Source organism: Olsenella absiana (assembly GCF_036408855.1).
Lineage (GTDB): Bacteria > Actinomycetota > Coriobacteriia > Coriobacteriales > Atopobiaceae > Olsenella_K > Olsenella_K absiana.
In genome coordinates, this window is record NZ_JAZGJQ010000001.1 from 144800 (window position 1) to 170090 (window position 25291).

At 71.3% G+C, this 25291-nt stretch carries 16 protein-coding genes, 1 pseudogene and 1 riboswitch; of the genes and pseudogenes, 14 read left to right on the forward strand and 3 right to left on the reverse strand.

Features of this window, described 5'->3' with window-relative positions:
• Nucleotides 1-41 precede the first annotated feature (41 nt).
• Nucleotides 42-500, reverse strand: coding sequence for a helix-turn-helix domain-containing protein (locus tag VXJ25_RS00605; protein WP_330957268.1), 459 nt, complete (start codon nucleotides 498-500; stop codon nucleotides 42-44).
• A 301-nt stretch (nucleotides 501-801) separates the two neighbouring features.
• Here VXJ25_RS00605 and VXJ25_RS00610 point away from each other — a divergent pair, with 301 nt between their 5' ends.
• The 6 genes from VXJ25_RS00610 (at nucleotide 802) to dapD (ending at nucleotide 7230) form a co-directional block, all read left to right on the forward strand.
• Nucleotides 802-1971 (forward strand): pyridoxal phosphate-dependent aminotransferase, encoded by a 1170-nt coding sequence (locus VXJ25_RS00610; RefSeq protein WP_330957269.1) that lies wholly within the window; start codon nucleotides 802-804, stop codon nucleotides 1969-1971.
• The gene (locus tag VXJ25_RS00615; RefSeq protein WP_330957270.1) at nucleotides 1968-3101 is read left to right on the forward strand and encodes an amidohydrolase; all 1134 of its coding nucleotides are present in this window, start codon (nucleotides 1968-1970) and stop codon (nucleotides 3099-3101) included. The genes VXJ25_RS00610 and VXJ25_RS00615 overlap by 4 nt, the downstream gene beginning before the upstream one ends.
• 146 nt (nucleotides 3102-3247) lie before the next feature.
• A riboswitch (Lysine riboswitch) is annotated at nucleotides 3248-3414 on the forward strand.
• Nucleotides 3415-3485: 71 nt separating this feature from the next.
• Complete coding sequence (locus tag VXJ25_RS00620) at nucleotides 3486-4817, forward strand: diaminopimelate decarboxylase family protein (RefSeq protein WP_330957271.1); 1332 nt, start codon at nucleotides 3486-3488, stop codon at nucleotides 4815-4817.
• 71 nt (nucleotides 4818-4888) lie between these two features.
• Nucleotides 4889-5782: a 4-hydroxy-tetrahydrodipicolinate synthase gene (gene dapA / locus VXJ25_RS00625; RefSeq protein WP_330957272.1), complete on the forward strand. Its 894-nt coding sequence runs from the start codon at nucleotides 4889-4891 to the stop codon at nucleotides 5780-5782.
• Nucleotides 5775-6497 (forward strand): 4-hydroxy-tetrahydrodipicolinate reductase, encoded by a 723-nt coding sequence (gene dapB, locus VXJ25_RS00630; RefSeq protein ID WP_330957273.1) that lies wholly within the window; start codon nucleotides 5775-5777, stop codon nucleotides 6495-6497. Before dapA ends, dapB begins: the two co-directional genes overlap by 8 nt.
• Nucleotides 6498-6525: 28 nt before the next feature.
• Nucleotides 6526-7230: a 2,3,4,5-tetrahydropyridine-2,6-dicarboxylate N-acetyltransferase gene (gene dapD, locus VXJ25_RS00635; protein ID WP_330957274.1), complete on the forward strand. Its 705-nt coding sequence runs from the start codon at nucleotides 6526-6528 to the stop codon at nucleotides 7228-7230.
• Between the two features lie 9 nt (nucleotides 7231-7239).
• Here dapD and VXJ25_RS00640 read toward each other — a convergent pair whose 3' ends face one another.
• Nucleotides 7240-8250, reverse strand: coding sequence for an asparaginase (locus VXJ25_RS00640; protein ID WP_330957275.1), 1011 nt, complete (start codon nucleotides 8248-8250; stop codon nucleotides 7240-7242).
• Between the two features lie 264 nt (nucleotides 8251-8514).
• Here VXJ25_RS00640 and VXJ25_RS00645 point away from each other — a divergent pair, with 264 nt between their 5' ends.
• The 4 genes and pseudogenes from VXJ25_RS00645 to VXJ25_RS00660 form a co-directional block, all read left to right on the forward strand.
• Complete coding sequence (locus VXJ25_RS00645; protein ID WP_330957276.1) at nucleotides 8515-9078, forward strand: hypothetical protein; 564 nt, start codon at nucleotides 8515-8517, stop codon at nucleotides 9076-9078.
• Nucleotides 9079-9269: 191 nt separating this feature from the next.
• Nucleotides 9270-10430, forward strand: coding sequence for a lactaldehyde reductase (gene fucO, locus VXJ25_RS00650; RefSeq protein ID WP_330957277.1), 1161 nt, complete (start codon nucleotides 9270-9272; stop codon nucleotides 10428-10430).
• A 288-nt stretch (nucleotides 10431-10718) separates the two neighbouring features.
• Complete coding sequence (locus VXJ25_RS00655; protein ID WP_330957278.1) at nucleotides 10719-12107, forward strand: C40 family peptidase; 1389 nt, start codon at nucleotides 10719-10721, stop codon at nucleotides 12105-12107.
• A 119-nt stretch (nucleotides 12108-12226) separates the two neighbouring features.
• Nucleotides 12227-13135 (forward strand): annotated as a pseudogene (locus VXJ25_RS00660) (Mbeg1-like protein); the annotation flags it as partial.
• Between the two features lie 233 nt (nucleotides 13136-13368).
• Here the strand turns inward: VXJ25_RS00660 and VXJ25_RS00665 are convergent.
• Nucleotides 13369-13728: a phage holin family protein gene (locus VXJ25_RS00665; protein ID WP_330957279.1), complete on the reverse strand. Its 360-nt coding sequence runs from the start codon at nucleotides 13726-13728 to the stop codon at nucleotides 13369-13371.
• Between the two features lie 173 nt (nucleotides 13729-13901).
• On the opposite strand from VXJ25_RS00665, the gene VXJ25_RS00670 reads away from it, so the two are divergent.
• The 4 genes from VXJ25_RS00670 (at nucleotide 13902) to dnaE (ending at nucleotide 25286) form a co-directional block, all read left to right on the forward strand.
• The gene (locus VXJ25_RS00670) at nucleotides 13902-14264 is read left to right on the forward strand and encodes a YerC/YecD family TrpR-related protein (protein ID WP_330957280.1); all 363 of its coding nucleotides are present in this window, start codon (nucleotides 13902-13904) and stop codon (nucleotides 14262-14264) included.
• 134 nt (nucleotides 14265-14398) lie between these two features.
• Entirely contained in the window at nucleotides 14399-17698 is a 3300-nt protein-coding gene (locus tag VXJ25_RS00675; RefSeq protein ID WP_330957281.1) for a PD-(D/E)XK nuclease family protein, read from the forward strand.
• Nucleotides 17698-21273 carry a UvrD-helicase domain-containing protein gene (locus VXJ25_RS00680; protein ID WP_330957282.1) on the forward strand — a complete coding sequence of 1192 codons (3576 nt, stop codon included), beginning with the start codon at nucleotides 17698-17700 and terminating at the stop codon, nucleotides 21271-21273. Before VXJ25_RS00675 ends, VXJ25_RS00680 begins: the two co-directional genes overlap by 1 nt.
• Nucleotides 21274-21389: 116 nt before the next feature.
• Complete coding sequence (dnaE, locus tag VXJ25_RS00685; protein WP_330957283.1) at nucleotides 21390-25286, forward strand: DNA polymerase III subunit alpha; 3897 nt, start codon at nucleotides 21390-21392, stop codon at nucleotides 25284-25286.
• Nucleotides 25287-25291: the final 5 nt, after the last annotated feature.

Genomic DNA, 25291 nt, shown 5'->3' on the forward strand with positions numbered 1-25291 from the left:
CGACCCATGGCGGTCGCACGCCCTTCCTTACGGGCGGGCTCCTACTCGAGGTCCACGATCGCGAGCGTCTTGCCCATGGGGGCGAGGAGCTTGAAGAGGGTGTTCACCTGCGGGGCGATGTCGCCGCTCTCGATGCGCGAGATGACGGGCTGGTGGATGCCGGCCGCCGCGCCGAGGCGCGTCTGCGAGAAGCCGGCTGCCCGGCGGGCCGCCGTGAGGTCGCTGATGAGGCGCTGCTTCTCGCACTCGATGAGGTCCACCTCCGAGCTGAGCCCGTAGACCTCGTCGGCGTAGATCCTGAGGCCCTCGCCGGCCTCGAGCCCGACCCCGCCCGCCATGATGGAGACGTCGGGCAGGGACTCCGGGTTCTCGCGGGCGGCCTCCCACCCCTCCTGCTCGAGGAGCCGGGCGATGTGGAGCTCCCTGATCTCTCCGGGCTCGAACCACACGACGAGCCTGTCGTCCCCAGGCGAGTACAAGGCAACAATCTTCTTACTCATTATCGCGTCCTTCGGGAGTCGACAGCGGTCGCGCGCGATGGGTGGGTCTCCGTGCCTCCTGTGCCTGCGGGGGGTATGCGAGTGCGAAGCCCGTGACGCTCATGGAGACCCCTTTCGTTGACAGCTGATGAAACCACCATCGTCGGCGTCACCCCATGGCACCGCGTGGTGTATGGAGTAACGTAGGAGGCCCTCCTGGGAGGCGCCTCCCGACAATCGATGACTTGTTGATTCTATTCATCAATAATCTATCACGTTTGATGAACCGGGGACGTCACAGAGTCTCAACAGGGAGGTAAATGTGGCCTTGAAGACCAACTCTCAGCTCGAGAAGCTCCGCCTCTCGGGCATCCGCCGCTTCTCGGCGCTCGCCGCGCGCACGCCGGGTTGCGTGTCGCTCACGCTCGGCGAGCCGGGGGAGGACACGCCGGCGCCCGTGAGGGTGGAGGTCGCCCGCGACCTCGACCGCGGGCTCACGCATTACCCGCCCAACAACGGCTACCCCTGGCTCAGGGAGGCGATCGCGCGCCGCGAGCGCGCCCGCGGCGTGCCCGCCGACGTCGCCGACTCCGAGGGAGTGATCGTGACTTGCGGGGCGACCGAGGCGCTGGCAGTGGCCCTCACGGTCGTCCTCGAGCCGGGGGACGAGGTCGTGATCCCCACGCCGGCCTTCTCGCTCTACGAGTCCCTGACCACCCTCGTGCGTGGCGTGCCCGTCGCGCTCGACACCGCGCCCGCCGGTTTCCAGGTGAGCCGCGAGGCCCTCGAGGCCAAGGTCACGGGGAGGACCAAGGCCATCGTGCTCTGCTCGCCCAACAACCCCACGGGCTGCGTTCTCGACGCCGCGAGCCTCGACGCGGTGGCCTGTGCCGCGGCCGAGCACGACCTTTTCGTGATCTGCGACGACGTCTACGAGAGCCTCGTCTATGCCAGCTCCTACCAGCGCTTCTCCGCACGTCACCCGGAGCTTTCCGACCGCGTGCTCGTGGCGGGCAGCTTCTCCAAGCCCTGGGCCATGACCGGCTGGCGGCTGGGGTGGCTCCTGGCCCGGCCGGAGCTGGCGGCGCAGGCGAGCAAGGTCCACCAGTACCTCGTGAGCTCGGTGCCCGCCTTCGTCCAGCACGCTGCGCTCCGCGCGCTCGAGTGGGACGTGCGTCCGATGCGAGACTCCTACCGGGAGAGGCGCGACCTCACGGTCGCGGCCCTCGAGCGCATGGGCCTGCCCCTCGTCGAGCCCGAGGGCGCCTTCTACGCCTTCCCGTCCGTCTCCGCCCTCGGCCTCGGGTCCGAGGAGTTCTGCGAGCGCGCGATCCTGGAGGCGGGCGTCGCCCTCGTCCCCGGCGTGTTCTTCGGCGTGGAGGGCTACGTGCGCCTGAGCTTCGCGTGCGACCGCGAGACCCTCGAGGAGGGGCTCGCTCGCCTGGCGGGCTTCGTGGGGGCGCTGCGCGCGGAGGGGGGCGAGCGCCGATGAGCGAGGAGATCAGGGAGCCCGATCTCGAGCTGCTCACCCGCTACCGCCGCGACCTGCACCGCATCCCCGAGCTGGACTTCGACCTCGACGAGACGCTCGCCTACGTCCTGGATCAGCTCCGGCCGCTCGAGGCCGATCCGCGCGTGAGGGTCTTCTCGCCCTGCCGCTCCACCCTGTGCTGCCTCTTCGACCGCGGCACCGAGCGGGCCTGCGCCGTGCGAACCGACATGGACGCCCTGCCCGTCACGGAGAGGACCGGGGTCGCCTTCCAGAGCGAGCACGCTGGCAGGATGCACGCCTGCGGTCACGACGGCCACATGGCCATGGCGCTCGGGCTGGCCCGCCACCTGGCGCTCCACCTGGACGAGCTGCCCAGGAGCGTGCTCGTGGTCTTCCAGCCGGCCGAGGAGACCACGGGCGGCGCCAAGGTCGTCTGCGAGTCCGGCGTCTTCGAGCGCCTCGGCGTGGACAGGATCTTCGGCTTCCACCTCTGGCCCGACCTCCCTGCCGGACAGGTGGCGAGCAGGCCGGGCGCGCTGCTCGCCGCCAGCAACGAGGTCGACGTCGCCGTGCGCGGCGTCTCGAGCCACATCGCGAAGGCCGAGCAGGGCAGGGACGCACTCGAGGCGGCCGCGCACGTCCTGCTCGACTGCTACGCGTACATGGACGAGCGACGGACGGAGGAGCCCTGCCTGCTGCGCTTCGGGCACGCCACCTCCGGGACTGTGCGCAACCAGGTGAGCGACCTCACGCGCCTGGAGGGGAGCCTGAGGACCTTCTCCGTGGCGATGGGCGAGCGCTGCCGCCGCGAGCTGCCCGAGGTGGCGGCCGCGGCCGCGGCGCGCCTCGGCTGCGCGGCCGAGGTCCGCTTCTCGGAGGGCTACCCGCCGGTCACGAACGACGAGGCGCTCTTCGGGCTGGTGGCCTCGGCCGTGCCCGGCCTCGTCGGGCTCGCAGAGCCCCTGCTCATCGCCGAGGACTTCGCGTGGTACCAGCGCTACCTGCCGGGCGTCTTCCTCCTGCTCGGGACCGGCACGGGCACGCCCCTGCACTCGGACGCCTTCGACTTCGACGAGGCCGTCCTCATGCGCGGTCTCGAGGTCTACGAGCGGCTCGTCCGGATCGCGTAGGCGCGGGCCGGTGCGGCGGTCACGTTCCCGCGCCTGCCGGCGGCGCCCGGCCCCGGGACAGGCGCCGCCCGGTGTGGGCTTCGTGGCGCCCGTGTTTCCAACGGATGGCGCGCCTGGCGCCTTGTCCCGGCGCGTGGTAGTGTGATGCGCACGATAGAGGAGCGAGCACGAAGAGCGCGGGCGAGCCGGCAGGCCGGGACCCCGTGGGAGGCGAGGTTCGCCGAATCTGCGCGCCGGGCGCGGCGTGCGGGTGGGCATGTGGGAAAGACCCCCATGACTGTCTGCAGGATGCTGCAGGTGCGCTATCTTACGGCGAGCCACACTCCCCTCCGGAGCCTCGCAGGTAAGCCAGCCGCCTGCTTGCCGGATCGGAGGGAGAGCGTCATGGCACGAGGCGAGGCAGGGGCGCCGGAGCGCGCCGCCGCGGCCGGAGGCGTGGGGACAAAGCGCCCGTTCGTCACGAAGGAGCAGCTCGAGGACATCGCCCGGAGCTACCCCACCCCCTTCTACCTCTACAGCGAGAGGCTCATCCGCGAGAGGGCGCGCGCCCTCTACGACGCCTTCTCGTGGAACGAGGGCTTCAAGGAGTACTTCGCCGTCAAGGCGACGCCCAACCCCAGGATCGTCTCCATCCTGGCGGAGGAGGGCTGCGGCTGCGACTGCGCGACGGGCACGGAGCTCCTGCTCGCGGACGCCTGCGGCGTCTCCGGCCACGACGTCATGCTCTCCTCCAACGACACCCCCGCCGAGGACTATCGCCTCGCGCGCGACATGGGCGCCCTCGTCAACTTCGACTCCTTTGACATGCTCGCCTTCTGGCGCGACAACGTCGGCCCCTTCCCCGAGACCGTGTGCTGCCGCTTCAACCCGGGCGGCGAGTTCGAGAGCGCCAACGGCATCATCGGCAGCCCCAAGGACTCCAAGTTCGGGATGACGAGGGAGCAGGTCGAGCGCGCCTTCGAGGAGCTCGCCGCCCAGGGCGTGCGGCACTTCGGGCTCCACGCCTTCCTCGCCTCCAACACCCTCGGCGACGACTACTACCCGCGCCTGGCCGAGCAGCTCTTCTCGCTCGCGGCCGAGCTCTCGGGGAGGCTCGGCGTGCACGTGGCGTTCTGCGACCTCTCGGGCGGCGTGGGTGTCGCCTACGAGCCCGACCAGCGGCCCTGCGACATCTCCGCCATCGGCGAGGGGGTGCGCGAGGCCTTCGAGCGCATCCTCGTGCCCGCGGGCATGGGCGACCTCAGGGTCATGAGCGAGCTCGGCCGCTGGCTCCTGGCCCCGGCGGGCGCGCTCGTGACGCGCGTCATCCACGAGAAGCGCACCTACAAGGACTACCTGGGAGTGGACGCGTGCGCGGCCAACCTGCTGCGCCCCATGATGTACGGCGCCTACCACCACGTCACCGTGATGGGCAGGGAGGACGAGCCGGCGGCTCGCACCTACAACGTGACGGGCGGCCTGTGCGAGAACGGCGACCAGTTCGCCTGGGATCGGGCGCTGCCCGAGTGCGGTGTGGGCGACCTGCTCTTCGTCCACGACGCGGGGGCCCACGGCCACTCCATGGGGTTCAACTACAACGGCAGGCTCCGCTCCGCCGAGCTGCTCCTCGGCGAGGACGGCGCGGTGAGCCTCATCCGCCGCGCGGAGACGCCGGCCGACTACTTCGCCACGCTCGACGTCACGCCCGAGGGCCGCGCCATCCTGGCGCGCCTCTAGCGCCAACGGCGCGGGCACGACTGGCAGGAAGCGCGCCACGGCTGGCCGTGGCGCCAGGGAAAGGGGAGACAATGGCAGACATCAACGACCTCACGGGCTCGATCGTGGCCCTGGTCACGCCGTTCACCGAGGACGGCGAGATCGACTTCGGCGCGCTCGACCGCCTGGTCGACTTCCACCTCGAGAACAAGACCGACGGCATCCTCGTGCTGGGCACGACGGGGGAGTCCGCGACCATGACCGACGCCGAGGACGTCGCCGTGGCCCAGCACGTCGTCAACCGCGTGAACGGGCGCGTCCCCGTCATCGGCGGCGCGGGCTCCAACTCCACCAAGGAGTCGCTCAACAAGGCCAGGAGCCTCCAGATGATCGGCGTGGACGGCCTGCTGCTGATCACGCCCTACTACAACAAGTCCAACGAGGAGGGCATCTACCGCCACTTCACCACCGTCCTCGACCAGGTGGACGTGCCGTGCATCCTCTACAACGTCCCCAGCCGCACGGGCTGCTCCATCAGCGAGCGCAACGTCGCGCGCCTGTGCGAGCACCCCAGGGCCATGGGCATCAAGGAGGCCTCCGGCTCCATCTCCTACGCGACGAGCGTCGCCAAGTACGTCTCGCCGACCTTCAGGCTCTTCAGCGGCAACGATGACATGGTGGTCCCGATCATGTCGCTCGGCGGCTCGGGCGTCATCTCCGTGTGGGCCAACGTGCAGCCCACCGTCGTCCACGACATGGTGGAGAGCTACCTCGCGGGCGACACCGGGCGCGCCCTGCGCTACCAGCTCGACGGCCTCGACCTCGTCCACGCCCTCTTCTGCGAGGTCAACCCCATCCCGGTGAAGGCCGCCCTCAACCTGATGGGGCTCATCCCCGCCGGGCTCCGCCTGCCGCTCACCACCATCTCGGACGCGGGCCGCGAGCGGCTCGTCGCGGCCATGAGGGGGGCTGGTCTCGTTGACTAGGGTCATCCTCGTCGGCAGCGGTCGCATGGGCACGCTGCTCTCCCAGGCGATAGAGGCCGACAAGGACCTCGAGCTCGCGGGGACCTACGACGTCACCAACGTCTCCGAGCTCGACGACGAGGCCCCTGCGGCCGACCTCGTCATCGACTTCTCCAACAGGGACGCCCTCCCGCATACCCTGGCCTACGTCCGTCGCTCTCGCGCGGCGCTCCTCCTGGGCACGACGGGCTTCTCCGAGGGGGAGCTCGCCGAGGTGCGCGCCCTGGGAGAGGCCACCCAGGTGATCTGGTCCGGCAACTACTCCCTCGGCGTCGCCGTGCTGCGCCACGCGACCAGGCTCGCGGCGGAGGCGCTGCCCGGCTGGGACGTGGAGATCGTCGAGACCCACCACGCCCAGAAGGCCGACGCCCCGTCCGGCACGGCGGAGATGCTGCTGCGCGAGGTCGACCCCGCGGGCGAGCGCACGGTCGCCTACGGGCGGCAGGGCATGGTCGGCGCCCGTCCGAAGGGCGAGGTCGGCATGCACAGCCTGCGCGGCGGCACCGTTGCCGGGACCCACGAGGTGCACCTCTTCGGCACGGACGAGGAGCTCTGCCTCACACACCGCGCGAGCTCGCGCCAGATCTTCGTCACCGGCGCCATCGCCGCGGCGAAGCGGCTGGTGGCGCGCGAGCCGGGCTTCTACACCTTCGACGAGCTGATGTTCGCCGAGTAGGCGGACGAGCAGGACCTGGGGGAGACATATGGACGCACAGGAAATCATCGACTACATCGCCACGGCGCCCAAGAAGACGCCCGTGAAGGCCTACGTCAGGGAGCGCGAGGCGGGCTCGGTCGCCTACCCCGCCTCGGCCCACGTCTTCGGCGACGGTGCGAGCAAGGTCGTCTTCTGCGACTGGACGGAGCTCGCGCCCGTGCTCGAGGAGGCGGCGGACAAGGTCGAGGACCTCGTGGTGGAGGCCGACAGGAGGAACTCCGGCGTGCCGCTGCTCGACGTGAAGGGCGTGAACGCGCGCATCGAGCCGGGCGCCATCATCCGCGACCGGGTCGAGATAGGCGACAACGCCGTGATCATGATGGGCGCCGTGATCAACGTCGGCGCCGTCGTGGGGGAGGGCACCATGATCGACATGGGTGCCGTCCTGGGCGGTCGCGCCATCGTGGGCAAGAGGTGCCACATCGGCGCCGGCACCGTGCTCGCGGGCGTGGTGGAGCCCGCCAGCGCCACCCCCGTCGTCATCGAGGACGGGGTGCTCATCGGGGCGAACGCCGTCGTGATCGAGGGCTGCCGCGTGGGCGCGGGCGCCGTGGTCGCGGCCGGCGCCGTTGTGATCTCCGACGTGCCCCCCAACGCCGTCGTCGCCGGCTGCCCGGCGCGCGTCATCAAGCAGAAGGACGAGAGGACCTCGGACAAGACCGCGCTCGTCGACGCCCTGCGCACGCTGTAGGGACGCTCGCTAGCCCTCGCTGCGGTCGAAGTTGACGGGCCGGTAGAAGAGGCGCGCGACCTCGTCGGGGTCGCGCGTCTGCCCGAGGACCCACATCGTCTTGGCGACGAGGGCCTCGGTGGTCATGTCGCCGCCCCTGAGGATGCCCGGGTGGTTGGCGTAGGGCCGGCCCACCTCGTAGACGCCGAGGTCGAGGCCCTCCTCGGGCACCTGCGTCGTGACGACGAGCGTCCGCCCGCCCCCGACCCAGTCGAAGATGGCCCGCTCCCAGACCCCGCCGTAGGCGGGGATGCCGCCGATGCCGAAGGTCTCGACCACGAGGGCGTCGTAGTCGCGCTTGAGCAGCTCGAGGACGCCCGGCGCGAGGCCCGGCGTAAGCTTGAGCACGATGACCCGGCCGTCCAGCCTGCCGAAGAACTTCGGGCGCTCCCGCGGCGCCTCGGGCGCGAGGCGTCCGAGGCCCGCGGCGCGGACGATGCGGTCGTTCCTGATGTAGGCGAGCGAGGGGTAGTTGGTGCTCGTGAAGGCGTTGAAGCTCATCGTGCGCTGCTTGTGGGCGCGGGTGCCCGCGATCGCCTTGCCGCCGAAGACCACGGAGACGTCGCGGCTCCCGTCGTCGCAGGCGTAGAGGACCGACTGGTAGAGGTTTAGCTTGGCGTCCGTGAAGGGGCTCGCCATCGGCTGCTGGGAGCCGGTCAGCACGATGGGCTTCTCGCTCCCCTGGACGAGGTAGGAGAGGGCCGCGGCCGTGTAGGCCATCGTGTCCGTGCCGTGGAGGACGACGAAGCCGTCGTAGTCGTCCCAGGCCTCGTCGACGAGGGCGGCGAGGCGCAGCCAGTCCCGGGGGCGCATGTTGGTGCTGTCGATGTTCATCGGCTGCACGAAGTCCAGCTCGCAGAGCTCCGCGATCAGGGGCACCTGCTCGGCCAGCTCGCGACCCGTGACCGAGGGTGCCAGCCCGTGGCCGTCCTGCGTGGAGGCGATGGTGCCGCCCGTCGCGACGATGAGAATCCGCTTCATGTGCGCCCTCCCGCTCTGGTCCGCCGCCGTCTCCGCGGCCCCGGGCCCGTCCGGCCCCTGTGACGCTGGGTAGGATACCGCGCCGGGCGCGTCGCCGGGCGGGGCGCCGGGCTTCGGGCAGCACGGGCGCGCCTGGGGCCGGCGCACCGGGTCCGGTGCGTCCGCGGGAAAATGCGGGATAGTTTTGGCGTACGACGAAAGTCGGGTGGCTGCCTCCGGCTTTTGTCATATGCTCTTGGTGTTCACGTGCAAAGCGAGGTGGAGATGGGCAAGACGTTCAGAAAGCTCATGCCGCTGTGGGTCTCGTATCTGGTCCTCGCGGCGCTATCGGCGGCCGGGCCGCTCCTCCAGGGGGCCGGCGGGCTCGTGCGCGGCCACTGGGCCTTCCTCTTCCTGCTGCCCTTCGCCATCGGCGCGACCCCGTACGGCTTCATCATGGGCGAGGTCGTGCAGCGCCGCACGCGCAGCGTCTCGAGGGCGGCGTGGCGGCTCGGGCTCATGCACACGCTCGTGGTCTACGCGATCTTCCTCCTCGGCGTCATCGACTTCCTCGCGTCCGCGGCGGACGTGCTCTACCTGCTCCTCTGGCTGGCTCCGGCGCTCTTCTCCGGCTTGTTTTTCGTGCTCGGCATGCACGTCATGCGCGCCGAGCAGGCGCGCTCGGACGCGCGCTACGGCGTCGAGGTGCGTCGCGGGGACCCCTGGGCCACCTTCTTCGACCTCGAGTGGGAGGGCGACGAGCCCCAGGGCCGCCAGGGTCCGCGCCGCTCCTCGCCGCGGGCGGTCCGCGAGGCGGAGGCGGGCAGGCAGGTGCGCGCACGGCGCTAGGGCCGCGCGGCCGCACGGGGTCCCGGGCGGGCTCCGGCGGCATGCCGATAACGACGGATGTGACGGGTCGCGGTGCCTCCACGGCCCGTTTTTTCATGCCTGAGATAGGCGATTTCACGGGCATAACGCCCGTATGGTTTGGGCATACATATAAAAGTTCGACTGTAGGCGAAGCATACCTTGGAGGCAGCATGGCTCAGCGTTTCGTTCTCAACGGCATCTCGTATCATGGCTCAGGCGCGATCAAGGAGATCCCGGGTGAGCTCTCGCGGCGCGGCTACGACCACGTCTTCGTCAGCTCGGACCCCGACCTCGTCAAGTTCGGCGTGACCAAGAAGGTCACCGACCTCCTGGACGCGGCCGGCGTCAAGTGGGACCTCTACGACGAGGTCAAGCCCAACCCCACCATCAAGAACGTGCAGGACGGCGTCGAGGCGTTCAAGCGCTCCGGCGCCTCCGCGATCGTCGCGATCGGCGGCGGGTCGGCCATGGACACCGCCAAGGCCATCGGCACCATCGCCAACAACCCCGAGTTCGCCGACGTCAAGAGCCTCGAGGGCGTCGCGGACACGAAGAAGCACGCCGTCTTCACCATCGCCGTCCCGACGACGGCGGGCACCGCGGCCGAGGTCACGATCAACTACGTGATCACCGACCCGGAGCGCGAGCGCAAGTTCGTCTGCGTCGACACCAACGACATCCCCGAGGTCGCCGTCGTCGACCCCGACATGATGGCCTCCATGCCCGCGGGCCTCACCGCCTCCACCGGCATGGACGCTCTCACCCACGCCATCGAGGGCTACACCACCAAGGGCGCGTGGGAGCTCTCCGACATGTTCCACTACAAGGCCATCGAGATCATCTCCCACAACCTGCGCGACGCCGTCAAGGAGGCCAAGGAAGGCAAGCCGGGCCACGGCCGCGAGGAGATGGCGCTCGGGCAGTACGTCGCGGGCATGGGCTTCTCCAACGTCGGCCTGGGCATCGACCACTCCATGGCGCACACGCTCTCCGCGCACTACGACACGCCCCACGGCGTCGCTTGCGCCATGCTGTTGCCGATCTCGATGGAGTTCAACAAGCCCGTCGCCGCCCACAAGCAGGCCGGCATCGCCCGCGCCATGGGCATCGACACCTCCGGCATGACGGACGAGCAGGCCGCGGACGCCGCGATCGCAGCCGTGCGCAAGCTCGGAGAGGACGTGGGCATCCCCAGGACGTGCAAGGGCCTCGTCGAGGCCGACCTCGACCAGCTCGCCGCGGACGCCCTCGCCGACGCCTGCTACCCCGGGAACCCCCGCGAGGCCACGCCGGAGCAGGTCAAGGACATGTTCCGCCAAATCATGGAGTAGGGGAGAAGGACGGGCGCCCGTCGGGCCGCCACGAGAGGTCCGGCGGGTGTCCTCGCTCGTCATCGGAGGCCCTTTCGCGCGGGGCCGTCGCCTGCGGGGCGGTGGCCCCGCCTTCTTGTGTCGAATGGCCTTCGAGTGGCCTCGACGAGGGCTGCGCCGAGCGGACGCGCCGTTCAGAGACGTGGAGATGCGGCGTTTGTCGGCAAACGATGGTACCATCTCGCCTATGAGATTGTATCCGTGCGTGTGCCCCATGAGGCAGTGCCTGACCATAGGAAGAAGCACCGTATGAAGAGATCCCTCCGTACCAGAATCGCGGCCTGCGCCATCGCCGCTACGCTCGTCGCTTCGGGCAGTCCGGTGATCGCGCTCGCGGAAGTCTCCCAGGCGGACGTGGACGCCGCCCGCCAGCAGCTCGACTTCCTCTCCATGAAGTACGCCGACGTGGACGAGAAGCTCCAGGACACCTACTACCAGCTCGACCAGACCAACCAGGAGTACGCCTCCAAGCAGGCGGAGTCCGAGCAGACCAAGCAGCAGCTCGAGCAGGCGCAGGACGCGCTCGCCAAGAGCGTTGCGGCCACCTACAAGTCCGGCGGCGGCGACACGCTCCTCTCGCTCGTGCTCGGTTCCTCGGACTTCGAGAGCTTCGTCGGCAACGTGGTCTACGCGCAGCAGGTCTCCGACAAGCGCGTCGCGGCCATCAACACCGTGAAGGACCTGAGGAGCCAGTACGACGACGAGCTCGCGGCGCTCGAGACCCTGAAGGCCGAGCAGGAGCAGCTCGCGAGCCAGCAGGAGCAGGAGGCCGCCGACCTCGCGTCCAGGCAGGCCGAGCAACAGTCCTACGTGAACGGCCTGAGCGAGGAGCTCAGGGCCCAGATCCAGGCGGCCGACGAGGCCGCCGTGGCCCAGGGCCAGGCCGCCGCCCAGGCGGCGCAGGACTCCCTCCAGGACGGCACGTCGGGCGAGTCCGCAGGCCAGCAGGGAGCCGCCACCGACTCCGGGACCTCGGGCGCTAACAACGGCTCCGGCGCCAGCGACAACTCGGGCGCCAGCGACGACTCGGGCTCTGGCAGCAACTCCAGCTCCGGTAGCGGTTCCAGCTCCAGCTCCAACTCCGGCTCGGGCACGAACTCCGGCTCCGGTTCCAACTCCGGTTCTAACTCCAGCTCCAGCTCGAACTCCGGCTCGGGCTCGAACTCCGGCAGCAACTCCGGTTCCAGCTCCAACTCCGGCAGCAACTCCGGCTCCAACTCCGGGTCGAGCAGCGCCACCACCGGCAGGCTGACCGCCTCCCAGAGGGCGACCATCGTGGCTGCCGCTTCCTCGCAGCTCGGCCTCCCGTACAGCCACAGCAACACCCCCGGCGTGGGCTGGGACTGCTCCGGCCTCGTGGGCTACGCCTACGCGCAGGCCGGCATCACGATCGGTGGCGGCGGCTGGGAGCAGTACTACAGCGTGACCCAGATCGGGCTCGCCAAGGCGAACGCGACGTCCAACCCCCAGCCGGGCGACGTCGTCTGCTGGTGGGGCAACGTCCCCGGCGGCAACTTCGAGCGCCACGTGGCCCTCTACATCGGCAATGGCCAGATCCTGCACGCCAACGGGCGCCTGGTCGCGGTCAACAGCCTCAGGCAGTGGAGCCCGTACACCTGCATCGGCCCCCTGGTCTAGCGAGGCCCCGTCGGTGCGGGCGATCGGCCCGCAACACCACACGAGACACCCAGGCCGCCCCTCGGGGCGGCCTTTTGGTAGCAGACGGCCCCAGCGGAAGGCGGCACACGATGCCCACGATGGACGACTACCTCGACTGGCGCGGCGACCTCTCCTTCGACGAGCGCCCGCTGAACGAGGTCGACAACCTCATCCTCTCGACCATCGCCTACCTCGACCTCGGCGGGATCGTGCCGGGCCCCGGCGGGGGCTCCGTGGCGCTCGGGGCGGCCTTGGGCGAGCTCCTCAGGCGCGCCGGCGGCGACCTCTCGCCCTACGTGCGCTCGATCGCGCGCATCGAGCCCCCCACGGTCGAGCGGATCGCGAGGTCGCGGCGGTTTTCGCACCTCTCCGCCCACGACTACGTGGCGCGCTCCGACGACGCGAGCTCCCTGCAGTTCGCCGCCCTGCAGGTGGACGTCGGGCGCGACGAGACCTACGTCGCGTACCGCGGCACCGACGGCTCGCTCGACGGCTGGCGCGAGAACTTCATGATCTCCTACGAGGTGACGGAGGCGCAGAGGATGGCGGCCTCCTACCTCGAGGACGCCCTCGCGGCCCCGGGCGCCGCCGGCCGGCGGCTCTTCGTGGGCGGCCACTCCAAGGGCGGCAACCTCGCCGCCTATGCCGTCGCCGCCTGCCCGGTGGGGCTTCTCGGAAGGATTGAGCGCGCCTTCAGCAACGACGGGCCGGGCCTGCCCCGCGAGGTCGTGCCGGCAGGCCCCCGCGAGGTCCTCGGCGAGCGCTTCGTCAGGATCCAGCCCGCCTACAGCGTGGTCGGCCAGATCTTCGACCGCGTGGGGGAGCCGCGCACCTACGTCAGGAGCACCGCCTTCGGCGTGCTCCAGCACGACCCCACGACCTGGGAGGTGATGGGGGACGGCTTCGTGCGCGCCGACGGCCTCGACGTAGAGGCGGCGGCCTCCGACGAGACGCTGAACCGTTGGATCCAGGCGCGCGACCTCCCGACGCGCAGGAGCGTGACCAAGGAGCTCTTCGACGTCCTCGGCGCGGGAGGCGCCCAGGAGCTCGACGAGATCGCCTCCTCGCCGCAGGGCATCCAGAGGGTGCTCGTCTCCATGGGTTCCATGGACGAGGAGACCAAGGAGGTCATGCGCGAGCTCGTGAACGGCATGCTCGCCAGCACCATGGCGGCGCGCAGGGAGAACGCGACGCAGGCCGCCGCGGCCATCGTGAAGGTGGCGCGCAGCACGCTGGGGTCCTACCTCAGGCCGAGGACCGCTTCCGAGACCGACGATACGAGCGAGATCACGAGCGAGGCCACGAGCGCGGAGCCGAACGAGGCCAGCACCACCCCGGACCCGAAGAGGCCGAGCGCGAGATAGCTCGCGAGCTCGAGAGCGAGGGCGTTGACCACGAAGTGGAACAGGCCAAGCGTGAGCACCGTCAGAGGCAGGGCGAAGAGCCTCATGACCGGCCGCACGAAGGAGTTCACGAAGGCGAGCACGGCCGCGAGCACGAGCAGGCCCCCCGAGCCACCGACGACGGCGACCCCCGGCACGATGGCCACGGCGACGGCGACCGCGACGGCCGTCGCGAGCCAGAGCCCCACTGCTCTCATGCGAGCCTCCCATCCAAGGACGATCAGGTGTTCCGTATCCTACCCCCCGGAGGGGCGCCCCGTCGGCGTCCACAAAAGAACTGCAACTCGTCGGGCTGCCCCCAGACGTCCTTCTCCGCCACGCGGCACTTTAATGCGCTAAAGTATCAGGGTCCCGAACGGAGGTGCACGCGATGCCCAAGGATGACATGCCCCAAGGCGCCGAGGTGAGCAGGCTCCTCGACGCGCTCTGCCTGCTCGAGTCTGCGGACGAGGCCCGCGCGCTCCTGCTGGACCTCTGCACCACGCGCGAGATCGCCGACCTGGCGCAGCGCCTCGAGATGGCGCGCCTGCTCAGCGAGGGCGCCTCCTACCTCAGCGTCTCGAGGCGCACCGGCGCGAGCTCGACCACGGTGAGCCGCGTGTCCAAGTGCCTGAACAACGGCGCCGGGGGCTACCGCCTCGTCCTCGCGCGCCTCGCGGGCGAGCACGGCGCCACGGGGGGAGAAGGACCTGCGGCAGGCGAGGCCGCGCCGCCGGCGTCGCAGGGCGAGTGAGGGGGCCGGGTCCGGTGGGCGGCGGTCGCCGCGGTCGGCCGTGACGCGGGTGGCACCGTCGCCAGCGGGGCGCGGCTGCGCCCATTCTTGTCCCGGCGGTGGGGTAGCATGTCCCCCACGAGGAGAGGGGAAGCATGACACTCCACATCATCCAGACCAGCGACTACGGCATCGTGCCCGCGCCCTGCGCGCGGGTCCTCCGGGAGGCCGTCGCCTCGACGGGGGCCGCGGCGCTCCTTGCGCCCTCGCTCGGCCAGGCGCTCGACATGCAGCGCGCGCTCGCGGACGAGGAGGGCCTCGCGCTCGGCGTCACGTGCACCACGCCGGGCCTGTGGGCCAAGGAGCGCTGGGGCGTCTGGGGCGACGGCTCCGCGATCGTCTCCGCGCAGGAGCGCTACGTCCTTCTGCGCCTCGTGGTGGCCGACGCCTCCGAGGGGGACCTCGCCGGGCTCCCCGCCACCCCCGGCCTCGTCAAGACGCTCGCGCGCCTCGCCGCCTCCTCGCTGCCGTGGCTCCCGCTCGCCAAAGACGGCCGCGTCGACGACGCCGACCCGCGCGCCGCCGGGCTCGGACGGGGCGAGAGGGCCGTGCTCTCGCTGCTCGGCGCCTACCGCGGCGCCCTGCGCGAGCGCGGCCGCGTCGAGGCCAGCGAGGCGATGGTGCGCCTCCCGGAGGCGCTCGAGGAGGCCGGCGCCGCGGCCGTCCCCGTCGTCCTCAACGGGGTCGCCCCCGCCTCCGCGGCGGAGCGCGCCCTGGCGGTGGGCCTGGCGGCCGCCGCCCCCGTGTGCTGGGTCGTGCCGGTCGACGCCGGCCCGGCGTCTGACGTCTCGCGCGACCTCGTCGCCACGCTTCGCTCCGAGGCCGGCGCCGCGGGAGTCGAGGTGGCGTGCGAGGAACCCCTCGGCGGGACGGGCGCGCCCGCCAGCGGAGACGAGCTCTCGCGCCTGCGCGCGTCCCTGTTCCGCGCCGACGTCGCTCCCGTGGAGCCGCAGGGGCAGGTGAGGTGCGCGCTCGCGCTGGGCCCGCTCGCCGAGGCGGAGCTCGTCTGCCAGGAGGTCACGGGGCTCGTCGCCGAGGGCTGCGCGGACGTCGTCGTCGCCTGCCCCGACCCCGCGAGGACGTGGGACGCCCTCGCGCCCAAGCTCGCCGCCCGCGGCCTTCTCGCCGAGGGCTCCGTCCAAAGGCGGGTGGGAGACCTCCCCGCGACGAGGGCCTTCCTCGGCTTCGCCGCGCAGGTGGCCCAGCTCCAGGAGCTCGCCTGCTCCTGGCCGGAGGACGAGCAGGGCGAGGAGGGCCCGGTGCCCGCCCTCGGCGACATGTCGTGGTGGCCGCCCCGGGCGCTCACCGACTTCCTTCTCTCCGACGCGTCCGGGGTCGCCAGGGAGCGCGCCTACGCGCTCGACCTGAAGTGGCGCGGCAACCGCATGCTCTCGCCCGCGCAGGTCCTCGCCCAGCTCCAGAGGCGCGCCTCCACCTCCGACGAGGTCGCCCGCGCCACGGCGGCCCTGCTCAGGGGCCGCCTGTCGACCGCCGCCCTCGAGCTCGAGCGCGGCGTCCGCGCGCGGCTCGAGGCCAGGCGCGCGCTCGACCCCGACGAGGTCGCCCGCGCCGGCGCCGCCCCCTCGCGGGAGGCCGGCGAGGGGTGCGAGGAGGGCCTCCTCTCGGCGGCGGACTGCCTCGCGCGCGTGCGCGAGGCGGCCGGCGAGCTCGCCTCGGCCGGCCTCACCTGCTCGCCCAAGGCGGGCTCCGGCGCCCGCCGCACGACCCTCGCGACCCTGGTCGGCCTCGTCGGCGAGCTCCTCTCCGACGAGGCGGCCCCCTCGCGGCTCAAGCTCGGGGGCGGGGCCGCCGGCCCCGCGGCTCCGGGGCTCCCCCGCGTGCGGGTCTGCTCCGTGAGGGAGGCGGCGGCCCTCGCGCCCCGCTCCGTGGACGCCCTCGTCGTCTCCGGCCTCACCTCGGCCGCCTGGCCCCTCGCCCCGGCCGACGACGCCATCGTCGCGCTCGCCTCAAAGCTCGGCCTGGACGCGGAGACCGACCCGCTGAGGGTCGCCCGCCGCGACTTCGCGGCCCTCGTCGCCGCGCCCTCGCGTGCGCTGGTGCTCGAGCGCGCGGCCAACGACGCCGCGTCGCACCCCACCTACCCGGCGGTCGTGCTGACGGAGTGCCTTGCCTGCTACGGGCTCGGCCCCGAGGACGAGCCGGCGGAGGGTTCGCCCCTCCGCGCGCGGAGGCTGGGCGAGGGGCGCCCGGGCGCGCTGCTCGCGGCCTCGGGCCGCGCCCCCGGGGTCGAGGGCAGCGAGCTGCCCGGCGAGCCCGGGACCATCGGGGAGGCCTCGCGCGACATGATCCTCGTGCCCAGGAACGCGGAGACCGGCCTCGCGGCGCTCTCCGCCTCGCAGATCGAGTCCTACCTCGAGTGCCCGTACAAGTGGTTCGCCCTGCGCCGGCTCGGGCTGGGCGACAACGACGCGACCTTCTCCAACGTGCAGGCGGGCACCTTCGCCCACCGCGTCCTCGAGGTGAGCCACCGCGAGCTGCTCGCGCGCGCCGCAGTCGCGGAGGGGCTCGCGGACGAGGCGGCAATCGAGGAGGACGGCCTCGAGGGCGCGCTCGCGGACGTGGGCTTCGTCGCCTCGGCGCGCGTGGCGCCGGAGCGGCTCGACCTCGCGCACCGTCTGGTCGACGAGGAGTTCGACCGCCACCTGTGCCACCAGCGCATGCGCGCGACGACCCTGCGCTCGCAGTCCCTCGTGCCGCACACCGCCACCGAGGGCCTGAGGCTCGACCGGCTCCGCGGCGAGCTCGAGTCCGTCATGGACTTCGAGGCCACGAGGCTCGAGGGCTTCTCGCCCCGCCACTTCGAGCTGCGCTTCGGAGGCAGGAGCGCGCGGTCGGCCCACGTCACCTACGCGGGCATCGACTTCGTGGGGAGCGTCGACCGCGTGGACGTGGACGCGCACGGCCGGGCGGTGGTCATCGACTACAAGCACAAGCGCGCCCCCGGCTTCTCGCGCGAGTACGACGCCTTCCCGGAGGGGGCGCCCGCCGAGGCCGCCGCCCTCGCGCTGCCCCGCCGCGTGCAGTCGCTCATATACGCGCAGGTGGTGCGCCGCCTCATGCCGGAGCTCAAGGTGGTGGGCGCCGTCTACCTCTCGACCTCCGGGGCGGGGGCGGCCGACCACGAGATCGCCGGCGCCCTCGACGCCAACGCCGTCGAGCAGGTCATGGGCGCCGCCCCCTCCGAGCGCCGCGCCCAGCACCTCGTGTGCGGCGCCCCCGGCACCATCGGCTTCGAGGAGCTCCTCGACGCGTGCGAGGACCGCGTCGCCGACGCGGTCGGGCGCATGCTCGCCGGCGAGATCCCGGCCGAGCCGCGCGACAAGGCGGCGTGCTCGTGGTGCCCCGTCACGGACTGCCCGAGGAGGATCCGCTGATGCCGAGAAAGCTCACCCCAGACCAGGCCCGCATCGTCCGCACCCTCGACCGGCCGCTCTTCGTGGCGGCGGGCGCGGGCTCGGGAAAGTCCTCCACGCTCGCGGAACGGGTGGCCTTCGCGCTCTCGCCCGGCTCCGGCGAGGGGGGCAGGCCCTACCTGTCGGGCCTCGACGAGGTCCTCGTCATCACCTTCACCCACGCGGCGGCGGAGGAGATAAAGGAGAAGATCCGCGCGCGCCTGCGCGAGGCCGGGCTCGAGGAGCAGGCGCTCGCCGTCGACTCGGCCTGGATCAGCACGATCCACGGGATGTGCTCGCGCATCCTGCGCGCCCACGCCTTCGAGCTGGGGCTCGACCCCGCCTTCGTGGTTCTCGACGAGTCGGTCGCGGGCGAGCTGCTCGAGGGGGCCACGGAGGGGGTGCTCGCCGAGATCCGCGAGGAGGGCTCCTACCCCGAGCTGAGGGCGGAGTTCGACCTCAGGGGCAGGGCGGGTGAAGACGGCCCCTCGACCGTCTTCGGAATGGTCGCGCGCCTGCGCGACGCGGCCGCCTCGGCCCTGGAGGGCTTCGACTCGATCGAGTTCCCGGGCGAGGCCCCCGACCTCACGGGCGAGCTGCGCGCGCTCTCGGAGCAGGTCGGGCGGGCGCTCGTGCTGGGCAGGGCCTGCAAGGCCTTCGGCAGCAAGACGGGCGCCAAGGAGGAGGCCGCCCTGGTCGCCTCCGAGGCCGCCCTCGAGGGCTTTCTCGCCGCGCCGCCCGGCGCGCGGGACGCCCGCCTCGCCCGCGAGACGCTGTCCGGGGTCGCCCGGCCCAACGGCAACGCCTACCGCAAGGCGGACATGCGCGAGGTGGGCGCGGAGCTCAGGGCGGCCTGGGAGGACGCGAGCCTCGCCTGCGCCTTCGCCACCGCAGGTCCCCTCGCCCGCGACGTGGTCGAGATCGCCCGCGCCGTGGACGAGCGCTACGCGCGCGCGAAGCGCGCGGTGGGCGGCCTGGACAACGACGACCTTCTCGCCCTCACGCTGCGGGCCTTCCACGACCACCCCGACGTCGCGCGCGAGATGGGGAGGCGCTTCCGCCTCGTGATGGTCGACGAGTTCCAGGACACCAACGCCCAGCAGGTGCGCATGATCGAGCTCATGAGCGGCCGCGACGCCTGCCACCTCGTGACCGTGGGCGACGCCCAGCAGTCCATCTACCGCTTCCGCGCGGCCGACGTGAGCGTCTTCCGCGAGAGGGGCGCCGCGCTCGGGGAGGGCTCGACCGTGCGCCTCAGCAAGAACTTCCGCAGCCACGCCGACGTGCTCTCCTTCGTGGACCGCGTCCTCGGAGGCGGCCTCATCCCGGGCTTCATGAGCCTCGAGCCCTGCGAAGCGCGCCCGGACGGCTACGCGGCCCAGGGCGAGCCGCGTATCGACGTGGAGCTGGTCAGCGCCTCCGGCAAGGGCGTCGACGCGCAGGCGCGCTCCGCGGTCATGGCGAAGGCCGTCGCCGACCGCATCCGCTCCTACGTGGAGGCCGGCGTCTCGCCGGACGACTGCGTGCTCCTGCTCGGCCGCATGGCGCGCGTCGGCCTCTACCTCGACGCGCTCCGCGAGCGCGGGCTCGACTGCGTCGTGACGGGCGGCTCGACCTTCTCCGACACCGAGGAGGTGGCCTGCGTCGCCGCCCTGCTCCACCTGCTCGCCTGCCCGCGCGACACGGCCTCGGGGCTCTTCCCGGTGCTCACGGGCGACATGTTCCGCCTCGACGCAGACGACCTGTGCGCCCTTACCACGACCTCGCGCGAGGGGGCGGGTGGGCTCGACAAGCGCCCGCTCGACGAGGGGCTCGCGACGCTCGAGCTCCTGCCGGGCGTCCGCCCGAGCCAGCGGCTCCTGAGGGCGCGCGAGGTGCTCCTGCGGGCGGTCTCGCGCCTCGGGAGCTGGGGTGTAGGGGAGGTCCTTCTCGCCTGCGTGCGCGAGTCCGGCTGGATCGCGCGGCTGGAGGCGGCCGGCGCCGACGGCGTCGCCAAGGCGGCGAACGTGCTGGCGGCCATCCGCTACGCCGACGAGCTGGCCTCCGCGCGCGGGGTCGGCGTGGCCAGGGCGTCGCGCGAGTTCGACCTGTGGCTCGAGAGCGCGAAGGTGGGGCCGGCGTCGCTGGTGGGCGGAGGCGCGGGCGCGGTGAGGGTCATGACCGTGCACGCCTCCAAGGGCCTGGAGTTCCCCCTCGTGGCCGTCGCCGAGTGCTGGGGCTCGGAGGGCTCGTCGGGCGTGGCGGGCGTCACCTGCGAGAACCGTGCTGGGCGGGTGCTGGCGACGATGGTGCCGCCCGGCGTCACCGCCTCCGATCTCGCCGTCGTCCCCGCGGACGCCTCCGAGTGCGCCAGCGTCTCGGACTGGGCGAGGCTCATCTGCTTCGAGTCGCGCGAGGGCGACCAGGACGAGCTCGCCCGCCTCCTCTACGTGGCCATCACCCGGGCGCGCGAGGCCTGCGTCCTGGGCCTGCCGGTCAGGGTGGGGTCGAAGGGCCAGCTCAAGACCAGGCTCGCGGCCGGCGTCGTGGACGCCCTCTTCGACGGGGCGCTGCCCCCCTCGGGACTCAGCCGCTGCGACTACGGTGGCTCCGAGCCGGCGCGCGTGCGCCACGTGGCGCTGAGCGCGCCGGAGGGCGCGGGCGGCCTCGAGGTCGACTGCGCGGGCGCCTGGGACCCCGACCGCTACGTGGAGGAGGGCGAGAAGGGCGCGGAGTTTGACCTCATCGACGAGGCGACCGGAGACGGCCTCGCCCTCGCGCGCAGGCGGGCGCGGCGCCTCGGCGCGCGCAGGGGCACCTTCAGCTACTCGTCGCTCAGGGCCCTCGGCGCCCCCGTGCCCCCGGTGCTTGCGGTCGAGCTGGTGGACCCCGGCGCGGGCGCACGGCCGCAGGCGGTCGCGGGGGAGCCCGCCGCCGAGCGGTGCCGCCGGCCGGCCGCGGACCGCGCGCAGGTGCGCGACGGGCTCGCGCCCGAGGGCGCAGACGACGCGACCGGGAGGCCCGAGACCCTCGACGCCGACCGCGCGACCAGCCTGGGCACGGCCTTCCACGCGCTCGCCCAGGCCATGGTCGAGTGCGCAGGCGAGGTCGGCCCAGAGCGCGTCCGCGCCCAGGAGCGCCTCCAGGGGCTCACGCGCGCGCAGTGTGCTCGGCTCGAGGCGGCGCTCGCGCGCTGGGCGGGCTCCGACGTCCGCGCCGAGGCGCTCTCGTGGGACGTCGTGCGCGCCGAGGTCCCCTTCTTCGTGCGGGTGCCCGGCGCCGAGCAGGGCGAGTTCGTCGAGGGGGCCATCGACCTCCTGTGCTCGGACGGCGCGGGGCGCAGGGCGCTCGTCGTCGACTACAAGACCGGCGACGCCGACCTCACGGACCAGGAGGCGTGGGAGCGCCACGAGATGCAGGCGAGCCTCTACGCAGGCGTCCTCGCCGAGCTCGGCTTCGAGGACGTGACCTGCGCCTTCGTGTGCGTGGAGCGGGAGTGCGCGGACGGCGGGCCGCTCGTGTGCCGCTACGCCCCCAGGCGTCCGGGGCCGCGTCGACCGCTTGTGCAGGGGGCGTGATGTAGTACAGGTGTTCTTGTAAGGGCGCGTCCGCTCGGCTATCCTAGGGACCCCGGCCCCTAGGGGCCGACGGTCTAGGGAGGGGTGCCCGACGGGGCGTCCGGGAGGCAGGCCACATGGCATTCGTTCATCTTCACAACCACTCGGACTTCTCCATCCTCGATGGCGCCACGCGCATACCGGACATGGTGAAGCGCGCGGTCGACCTCAAGATGCCCGCCGTCGCCCTGACGGACCACGGGTACATGTTCGGCATCCCTAACCTCGACCTGGAGTGCCGCAAGTACAACGACGACGCCGCCAACATGAAGCAGTGGCGCCACGACGTAGAGTGCTTCCAGAAGGGTTGGGAGCTGGAGGAGCCCGAGCCGGACGCGGAGGGGGCGGACTACTTCGACTGCGTGCACGCCCAGTGGGAGCGCGACGTCAGCGCCTGGGAGGGGTCGGGCCACGACCTCGAGGCGGTCCGCGCCTCCCGGCCGCACCTCAAGATCAAGCCGATCTTCGGGTGCGAGGCCTACTTCATCACGGACGACTGCATCGAGCGCGGCACCAAGCAGCGCCGCTACCACCTGATCCTCCTCGCCAAGAACGAGGTCGGCTACCACAACCTCGTCAAGTGCATGTCGGTGGCGGCCGGCCACGAGATGATGTACTACAAGCCGCGCACCACCCTCGCCATGCTGGAGGAGTACCACGAGGGGCTCATCTGCCAGAGCGCCTGCGTGCAGGGGATCATCCAGCAGAACGTCCTGGACGGCAACTTCGACGAGGCCCGCTCGTGGGCGCGCACCTTCAAGCGCCTCTTCGGGGACGACTTCTACATGGAGGTCCAGGACCATGGCCTGACCTTCCGCAACGGCTGGGACGACCGCAAGCTCGACGAGTACCTCGTGAAGATCGCGCGCGAGCTGGACGTCAAGCTCGTCGCGACCAACGACTTCCACTACCTCACCCGCGAGGACGCGCCCACGCAGGACATCCTCTCCTGCATCGGCAAGGCGACCACCCTCGACGACACGACCCGCATGCGGATGGAGGGCACCGAGTTCTACATGAAGAGCGAGGAGGAGATGCGCGAGCTCTTCTCCTGGCTCCCGGAGGCGTGCGACAACACCCTCGAGGTCGCCGCCAAGTGCGACTACGAGCTCGACTGGACGCACATGTACCTGCCTCAGTACCCGGGGCTCAAGCCGGGGGAGACGGCGGAGGCGCGCTTCCACGACGAGTGCGAGCGCGGCCTGGCCCGCCGCTACGGAGAGGACTGGCGCAACGTCGTCATCAACGGCATCAACGTCCAGGACCGCTTCGAGTACGAGTACAAGATCATCTGCGACAAGGGCTTCGCCAACTACTTCCTCATCGTCCAGGACTACGTCCAGTGGGCCAAGGACAACGGCATCGGCGTCGGGCCGGGCCGCGGGTCGGCCGCGGGCGCCATCGTCGCCTACGCGATGAACATCACCAACTTCGACCCGCTCGAGAACGGTCTGATGTTCGAGAGGTTCCTCTCGCCGCAGCGCTCCGAGATGCCCGATATCGACATGGACTTCGACGACGAGCACCTCCAGGACGTCCTCGCGCACGTGCGCGACGTCTACGGCGAGGACCACGTCTGCAAGGTCATCACCTACTCCACGATCAAGGCCAAGCAGGCCATCAACGACGCGGCGCGCGTGCTGGGCTTCCCCGTCTACATGGGCCAGCGCCTCTCCAAGATGCTCTCCAACGACCCCAAGCTCTCGCTGCCCTGCGCCCTGCACAAGGGCGAGAAGCACCCCGACCAGTACTCCCCGGACTTCGAGGAGGCCTACGAGAAGGACGCGGACTGCCACCGCATCATCGACGCGGCCCTCGCGATCGAGGGGCTGACCCGCGGCGAGGGCGTGCACGCCTGCGCCACGCTCATCGCGCCCACGCCCGTCACGGACCACGTGCCGACCAAGCTCGACACCAAGGGCAACGTCACGATCACGCAGTACGAGGGCCACTCGGTCGCGGACATGGGCCTGCTCAAGATGGACTTCCTGGGCCTGCGCACCCTCACGGTCATCAACAAGGCGCTCGCCAACATCCGCGCCTCCTACCCGGACGCCACGGACGTCGACCGTATGCCCGAGGCGGTGCGCGCCTGCGTCAAGCCTGGCGCCACCTGCGTGGACATCGACGTCGACAAGATCGACTTCTCCGACCCCAAGATATACGAGCTTCTGGGCTCCGGCAGGACCGCGGGCGTGTTCCAGGTGGAGTCCGGCGGCATGACCGCCACGATCAAGGCGATGCAGCCCAAGGAGTACAAGCAGATCGTGGCCCTCATCGCCCTGTACCGCCCGGGCCCCCTCGGTGCCGGCATGGTGACGAGCTACATCAACCGCATGAACGGCCGCGAGCCCGTCGTCTTCTACGACGACCGCCTGTCGGACATCCTGGACGAGACCTACGGTACGATCGTGTACCAGGAGCAGGTCATGCAGATCTCGGTCAAGATGAGTGGCTTCTCTGCCGGCGAGTCGGACTCGCGCATCAGGAAGCCCGTGGCCAAGAAGAAGATCAAGCTCCTGACCTCGACCGTCTTCCATTGGGACGACGGCAAGGACGAGACCACCTACGACCACTGGATGAACGGCGCCGTCGCCAACGGCTACAAGCGCGAGGTCGCCCAGCGCATCTGGGACGACGTCCTGGAGTTCGCCTCCTATGCCTTCAACAAGTCCCACTCCGCGGGCTACGCCATCCTGGTCATGCAGACCGCCTGGCTCAAGGCCTACTTCCCCAAGGAGTACATGGCCTCGGTCCTGACCTCCTACATGGGCAAGACGGACAAGATCGTCCACTACGTCACGGCCTGCCACCACGAGGACATCAAGATCCTCCCGCCCGACATCAACGAGTCCGGCCGCGACTTCACGGCGACCTCCGAGGGCGTCCGCTTCGGCTTCGCCGGCATCCGCGGCGTGGGCGAGGCGGTCGGCGAGGCGATCATGGCCGAGCGCGAGGAGGGCGGCCCCTTCAAGAACATCCACGACTTCGTCGAGCGGATGGACTCCAAGGACGCCAACCGCCGCGTGGTCGAGGCGCTGATCAAGAGCGGCGCCTTCGACTCGACGGGCTACACGCGCCGTCAGTGCATGCACTTCGTCGACAAGGCCAACCCTTCCAACATCATCGACGCCGCCGCCAAGCGGCAGCGCGACCGCGCTGCGGGCCAGAGCTCGCTGTTCGACCTGTTCGGCGGCGTCGAGGGCTCGGGCTTCGAGGACGAGGCCCCCGAGCCCGACGGCGTCGAGTGGGACCGCAGCGTCAAGCTCTCCCAGGAGCACGAGGTCCTTGGCCTCTACGTCTCCGACCACCCGCTGCGCCCCTACGAGTACGCCCTGACGAAGGCGCGCGACTACCAGATCTCCGAGCTCACCGCCTCGGAGGAGTACACCAATCCGGTGACGGGCGCCACGCAGACGCGCTATAAGGTCCCGGAGGGGGAGAGCATCCGCCTCGCGGGCATGGTCTCGTCCGTGCAGAAGAAGACCACCAAGAACGGCGACTCGATGGCCATCGTCACCCTGGAGGACATGGAGGGCGAGATCACCCTGGTCGTCTTCCCCAAGCTCTACAAGGAGTGCGCCGCCACGCTCGCAGGCGAGGTGGACGAGGAGACGGGCGAGACCCAGGGCGACGTCTTCGTGAAGGTGTCGGGCAAGCTCGAGCGCAGCGACCGGGGCGACCAGATTATCTGCTCGACGGTGGAGCCGCTCGAGCTCAACGACCGCACCAACCGGCCGAAGGTCTTCGAGGTCATGATGCCGAGCAGGATGCTGAGCCGCGGCCGCATGGAGCAGCTCGGGTCCATCTTCTCGCGCTACGTCGGCCTGGACCGGGTCGAGATCCTCGTGGAGGGCGCCTCCGGCGAGACCCTGCGGATGGCCCTGCCCACGCGCGTTGACGCGCACAACATGGTCCTGCGCGCGGAGGTGTGCGACCTTCTCGGCAAGGAGGGGTCCGTCGTGCTGGCGTAAGGGGC